The 412-nt window shown below is 65.5% G+C and carries 1 pseudogene; it reads left to right on the forward strand.

Features of this window, described 5'->3' with window-relative positions:
* Window positions 1-285: 285 nt before the first annotated feature.
* Window positions 286-412 (forward strand): annotated as a pseudogene (locus G3I71_RS48810) (IS5/IS1182 family transposase); the annotation flags it as partial.

Genomic DNA, 412 nt, shown 5'->3' on the forward strand with positions numbered 1-412 from the left:
ATCGAGAACCAGGCCGTCGGGGAGCTGTTCGGCGGCGGCGACCAGGTCGGGGAATTGGTCCAGTGAACCGCGGCGGGTCTGCACCAGGACCCTGCCGCTCGGCCCGGCCGGGGTGAAGACGAGAGCGCGGTGCCCGTCGAACTTCTGTTATGCCCTGTTGGACAGTCCGTGAGCATTTTCAGCGTGGCCACCGATCGGGTGACGTGATGCTGGTGGTGGAACGGGCAGAGCCCCACGGGTGTTGAGCGAGTTGTCTAGGCTCAGCTCGTCACCGGTGGGGCTCTGTTGGTTCCTTATCGTGCCGTACTCGATGTCCCACACGCACTCGTGGAGTGGGTGACGATGCTGATCGTCACCCGCGAGGGTGACAGACGGTGCAAACTCCCGCCCGCAAGCAGGGCGCTGGCCGCAC

This window comes from Streptomyces sp. SID12501, from assembly GCF_010550245.1.
Taxonomy (GTDB): domain Bacteria; phylum Actinomycetota; class Actinomycetes; order Streptomycetales; family Streptomycetaceae; genus Streptomyces.